Source organism: Nocardia sp. NPDC060220, from assembly GCF_042727815.1.
Lineage (GTDB): Bacteria > Actinomycetota > Actinomycetes > Mycobacteriales > Mycobacteriaceae > Nocardia.
The window spans coordinates 1-5176 of sequence record NZ_JBHWZY010000499.1; the positions used below are offsets into that span (position 1 = coordinate 1).

Here is a 5176-nt window from a genome sequence, read left to right on the forward strand (position 1 = left end):
CCGAGAACAACTGATCCTCGGTCGCCAGCGAACGGGAATCCGTGCCCTTCTTCAGGTACGGGCCGTAGCGGCCGTTCTGCGCGGTGATCTCCTCGCCCGAGGTGGGATCGTTGCCGACCACGCGGGGCAGCGAGAGCAACATCAGCGCGTCGTCGAGGGTGATCTCGGCCAGGTCCATCGACTTGAACAGCGAACCGGTGCGCGGCTTGACCTCCGCGGCCTTCTTGGTCTTCTTCGCGGGCGCCGCGTCCGGTTCGGGTGCGGGCGGTTCCGGCAGCACCTCGGTGACGTACGGGCCGAAACGTCCTTCCTTGGCGACGATTTCGTTCCCCGACACCGGGTCGACGCCGAGCGAGCGCCCCTCCTGCGGCGTCGAGAACAGCTTCTCGGCGACCTCGGGCGTCAGCTCGTCGGGCGGCAGATCGTCGGGCAGGTTCGCCCGCTGCGAGATCCGATCCCCTTCGGGGTCATCGGGATTGATGATCATCCGCTCCAGGTACGGACCGAAGCGGCCGACGCGGACCACGACATCGCGGCCCTCTTCGTCGACGAACATCTTGATCGAGTTCACTTCGCGCGCGTCGATGTCGTCGAGCTGCACGGAGACCATCTTCTTGAGGCCACCGGACCGCGCGACCGAACCCTCGGCGCCGGATTCGCCACCGAAGTAGAAGCTGGACAACCAGTTTCCGCGTTGCTCGCGTCCACCGGCGATAGCGTCGAGGTCGTCCTCCATCGCGGCGGTGAAGTCGAAGTCGACGAGTCGACCGAAGTAGGCCTCGAGCAGGCCGACCACCGCGAACGCCACCCACGCCGGGGCCAACGCGCTACCGCGCTTGTAGACGTACCCGCGATCGAGGATCGTCTTGATGATCGAGGAGTAGGTCGACGGGCGGCCGATGCCGAGGTCTTCCAGCGTCTTGATCAGCGAGGCTTCGGTGTAGCGGGCGGGCGGGTTGGTGCTGTGGCCGTCGGGAGTGAGCTCGACGGCCGTGACGCTCTGGCCCTCTTCCAGTGCGGGCAAACGGGATTCGGCGTCGTCGGACTGGCCGCCCGCCTCCTCGTCCACGCTCTCGACGTAGGCCTTGAGGAACCCGGCGAAGGTGATGGTGCGACCCGAGGACGAGAACACACACTCCTCGCCGGTCCGCGCGGTGCCGGTGATGCGCAGGGTCAGCGTGGTGCCGCGCGCGTCGACCATCTGCGAGGCGACCGTGCGCTGCCAGATCATCTCGTAGAGCTTGAACTCGTCGTTGTCGACCTTCGAGGCCAGCTGACCGGGCGTCATGAAGGTGTCACCCGAGGGACGGATCGCCTCGTGTGCCTCCTGCGCGTTCTTGACCTTGCGGGTGTACTGGCGTGGCGACGGCGAGACGTACTCCGCGCCGTAGAGCTGGGTCGCCTGCGAGCGAGCCGCCGCGATCGCCGACTCCGACAGCGTCGTGGAGTCGGTACGCATGTAGGTGATATAGCCGTTTTCGTACAACCGCTGCGCGACCCGCATCGTGCGCTCGGAGGTGAACCGCAGCTTGCGGCCCGCTTCCTGCTGCAACGTGGAAGTCATGAACGGCGGGTACGGCTTGCGCGTGTACGGCTTGGCCTCGGCCGAGCTGACCTCGAGCGCGGCGCCGTCGAGCGCCTCGGCCAGCCTGCGGGCATAGGCCTCGTCGAGCACGACGACACCGGTGGCCGACTTGAGCTGACCGTCGGAACCGAAGTCACGACCGGAAGCCACACGGTCGCCGGAGACCTGCACCAGGCGCGCGCCGAACGTGCGCGGGTTGGTCGAATCAGACTTCTCGTCGGGACCCGCGTCGAGCTTGGCGGCGATGTCCCAGTACCCGGCGGAGCGGAACGCGATGCGCTCGCGCTCACGCTGCACGATCACCCGGGTGGCGACGGACTGCACGCGACCGGCGGACAGCCGCGGCATGACCTTCTTCCACAGCACCGGGGAGACCTCGTAGCCGTAGAGGCGATCCAGAATGCGACGGGTTTCCTGGGCGTCGACCAAATCGTTGTCGAGCTCGCGCGTGTCGGCGGCGGCCGCGAGGATGGCGGGCTCGGTGATCTCATGGAAGACCATCCGGCGAACCGGGACCTTCGGCTTGAGCGTTTCGAGCAGGTGCCAGGCGATGGCCTCGCCCTCGCGGTCGGGGTCGGTGGCGAGGTAGAGCTCGTCGGCGTCGGCCAGCAAGCTCTTGAGCTCGGCGACCTTGGCCTTCTTATCCGGGTTCACCACATAGATCGGCTCGAAGTCGTGATCGACGTCGACACCGAGGCGGGCCCACGCTTGCCCCTTGTATTTGGCGGGCACGTCGGCGGCACCGCGCGGCAAGTCGCGGATATGGCCCACCGAGGCCTCGACCGTGTAGTTGCGACCCAGGTAGGGCGCGATCTTGCGGGCCTTGGTCGGCGACTCGACGATCACGAGACGACGCAGGGGTCGGCCCTGGTCGGCTGAACTGCGGTCTCGTGTTGCCACCGGCGAACACCTTCCTTCTAGATCCGCGCGTCGGGAGGTCCGCTCGGTGCGCGGCTGGGGCAGACGGCGACGTTCGGACATCACCACCAGTGACGTTTATACCCTGCGCACTTGGGGTAGAGGCATTTGCGGCGTTTCACGACGCGGGCGCTGTCCTGGGCGATGGTACCCGGAAATGACTCGTCCCCCTCCTCCGCATGCGGAGGAGGGGGACGAGGCGTTGTTGTGTTCCGCAGCTCAGGAGAGCGCGCGAACGCCGGTGGCCTGCGGGCCCTTGGTGCCCTGGCCTACCTCGAACTCGACCTTCTGGTTTTCCTCGAGGGTACGGAAGCCCGTGCCCTGGATCTCCGAGTAGTGGACGAAGACGTCAGCGGAGCCGTCCTCGGGCGCGATGAAGCCGAACCCCTTCTCCGCGTTGAACCACTTCACAGTTCCCTGTGCCATTCTGTTTCCTTCTCTTTCTACCGGAAACGGCGGACAACTGGGTTCGTCCACCGGGCCCGTTCCGACCGCTGTACTGTTGGTCCCCCTGCAAGGAAATCCTGAGCACGGCGTTCGCAACAACGATCCTGCTGATGGTTTGGACCTTGGATCCGTCCCTCGAACACAGAAGCTTGCGACCGAGACCCAGTGAACCATGTCTCTGCGCAATTCGACAGTCGAGTTACCGACTATTTGCAAAATTCATGATCTTGCGAATGTGCAGGTAAGGGACAGATTGGGTGTATCCGTACTTTCGGTCTGTTTGCTTCTTGATAACCGAGTGAGCTTCCAGCAAACATGCTGTGACCCAGATCGCTACTGGGTTACGAAATCCCAGGTAGTGGTTGTCGCACACACACGTTTCACACTTCGCGTGTCGCGTGAGAGAAGGACTGGATGAATCCGACAGACCGGACCGAGGTCCGAGAGCACGATACGGGCGAGAGCTATGGGCGATCGTTGCTCAATCGTGTCCTGACCGAGGCGGCTGCCGGCGGCAACCCGTTGACCCACATCGCCGAGCTGCCCGCACGGCGCGCGCACACCACCGCGTGGCCGGAATGGGTGCCATCGGAGCTGGTCACAGCCCTGGACGCGCAGGAGATCACGCTGCCGTGGGAACACCAGACCCGCACGGCCGATCTCGCGGCGACCGGAAACCACGTCGTGGTGAGCACGGGAACCGCGTCCGGGAAATCGCTCGGTTACCAGTTACCGGTGCTCACCGCGCTGCACGACGACCCCCGCGCCACCGCGCTGTATCTCTCCCCCACCAAGGCACTCGGCGCCGATCAACTCCGCGCCGTCGGCAGCCTGATCCATGACAATCCGCTGCGAGAGGCGCATCCGGCGAGCTATGACGGCGACACTCCCGGCGAGGTCAGACAGTGGGTGCGGGCCAACGCCCGCTGGATCTTCACCAATCCCGACATGCTGCACGTCGGGATTCTCCGTTCGCATCAGCGCTGGGCACGGGTGCTGCGCAACCTGCGGTATGTGGTGGTCGACGAATGCCACGCATATAGAGGAGTGTTCGGTTCGCACGTCGCGCTGGTGTTGCGAAGGCTGCGTCGGCTCGCCCGGTTCTACGGCGCCGACCCGGTGTTCATCCTGTGCTCGGCGACCAGTGCCGATCCGGCCGCGTCGGCGAGCAGGCTGATCGGGGCGCCGGTGGCCGCTGTCACCGAGGACGGGTCGCCGCGCGGCGCCCGGACCGTCGCCCTGTGGGAACCGCCGCTGAGCGCGATGCGGGCCGGTGAGAACGGAGCACCGGTGCGGCGCACCGCGACCAGCGAGGCAGCCAAGATCATGGCGGCGCTGGTGGCTGAGGGCGCCAGGACACTGACCTTCGTTCGCTCGCGGCGCGGTGCCGAACTGATCGCGCTCGACGCCCGTCGCGTCCTCGCGGAAACCGCCCCCGAGCTGCAGGAACGGGTTGCAGCCTACCGGGCGGGCTATCTGGCCGAGGACCGGCGGGAGCTCGAGCAGTCGCTGTCGCAGGGGACATTGCTCGGCGCGGCGAGTACCAACGCACTCGAACTAGGCGTCGACATCGCGGGCCTCGACGCCGTGGTCATCGCCGGTTTTCCCGGAACGGTCGCCTCGTTCTGGCAGCAGGCCGGGCGGGCGGGCAGACGGACGCAGGGTTCGCTGGTGGTGCTCGTGGCTACCGACGACCCGCTCGACACCTACCTGGTGCACCACCCGCGAGCGCTGCTCGACCGGCCGATCGAGGCCACCATCACCGACCCGTACAACCCTTACATCCTCGGCCCCCAACTGCTGTGCGCCGCGATGGAGCTGCCGCTCACCGACGAAGAGGCGAGCGAGTTCAGAGCCGACGAAGTACTCGCCGACCTCGCCGATCAGGGCCTGATCCGGCGCAGGCCGGGCACCCGCGGCGCGGGTGCGCGCTGGCACATCACCGCGCACACCCACCCGCACGACGACGTGGATGTGCGCGGTGGACTCGGCTCGCCGGTCGCGATCGTCGACGCCGAGACCGGACGCCTGCTCGGCACCGCCGACGCAGGCCGGGCACCCGCCACGCTGCACACGGGGGCTGTCCATCTGCATCAGGGCGAGACCTATCTGGTCGACGAACTGGACCTCGAGGGTGGTGTCGCGTTCGTCAACGAGGTGGATCCCGGCTTCACCACCAGTTCCCGGCAGATCACCTCGATCACCGTTCAGGGGGTGATCGAGGAG

General features: G+C 66.6%; 3 protein-coding genes. 1 reads left to right on the top strand and 2 read right to left on the bottom strand.

Annotated elements, in window-relative coordinates; all coding sequences use genetic code 11:
* Positions 1–2485: type I DNA topoisomerase (topA, locus tag ACFWF3_RS23470; RefSeq protein WP_379315287.1), on the bottom strand; the 2485-nt coding region annotated here is incomplete at its 3' end.
* Between the two features lie 237 nt (positions 2486–2722).
* Positions 2723–2929, bottom strand: a complete 207-nt coding sequence (locus tag ACFWF3_RS23475; RefSeq protein ID WP_019044597.1) for a cold-shock protein — start codon at positions 2927–2929, stop codon at positions 2723–2725.
* Positions 2930–3364: 435 nt separating this feature from the next.
* Between ACFWF3_RS23475 and ACFWF3_RS23480 the strand changes: the two genes are divergently transcribed.
* On the top strand, positions 3365–5176 hold a 1812-nt coding region (locus ACFWF3_RS23480; protein WP_379315288.1), incomplete at its 3' end, for a DEAD/DEAH box helicase.

Coding starts and splice junctions, on each gene's coding strand:
- ACFWF3_RS23475 (WP_019044597.1), bottom strand. CDS start 2,929: ATGGCACAGGGAACTGTGAAGTGGTTCAACGCGGAGAAGGGGTTCGGC.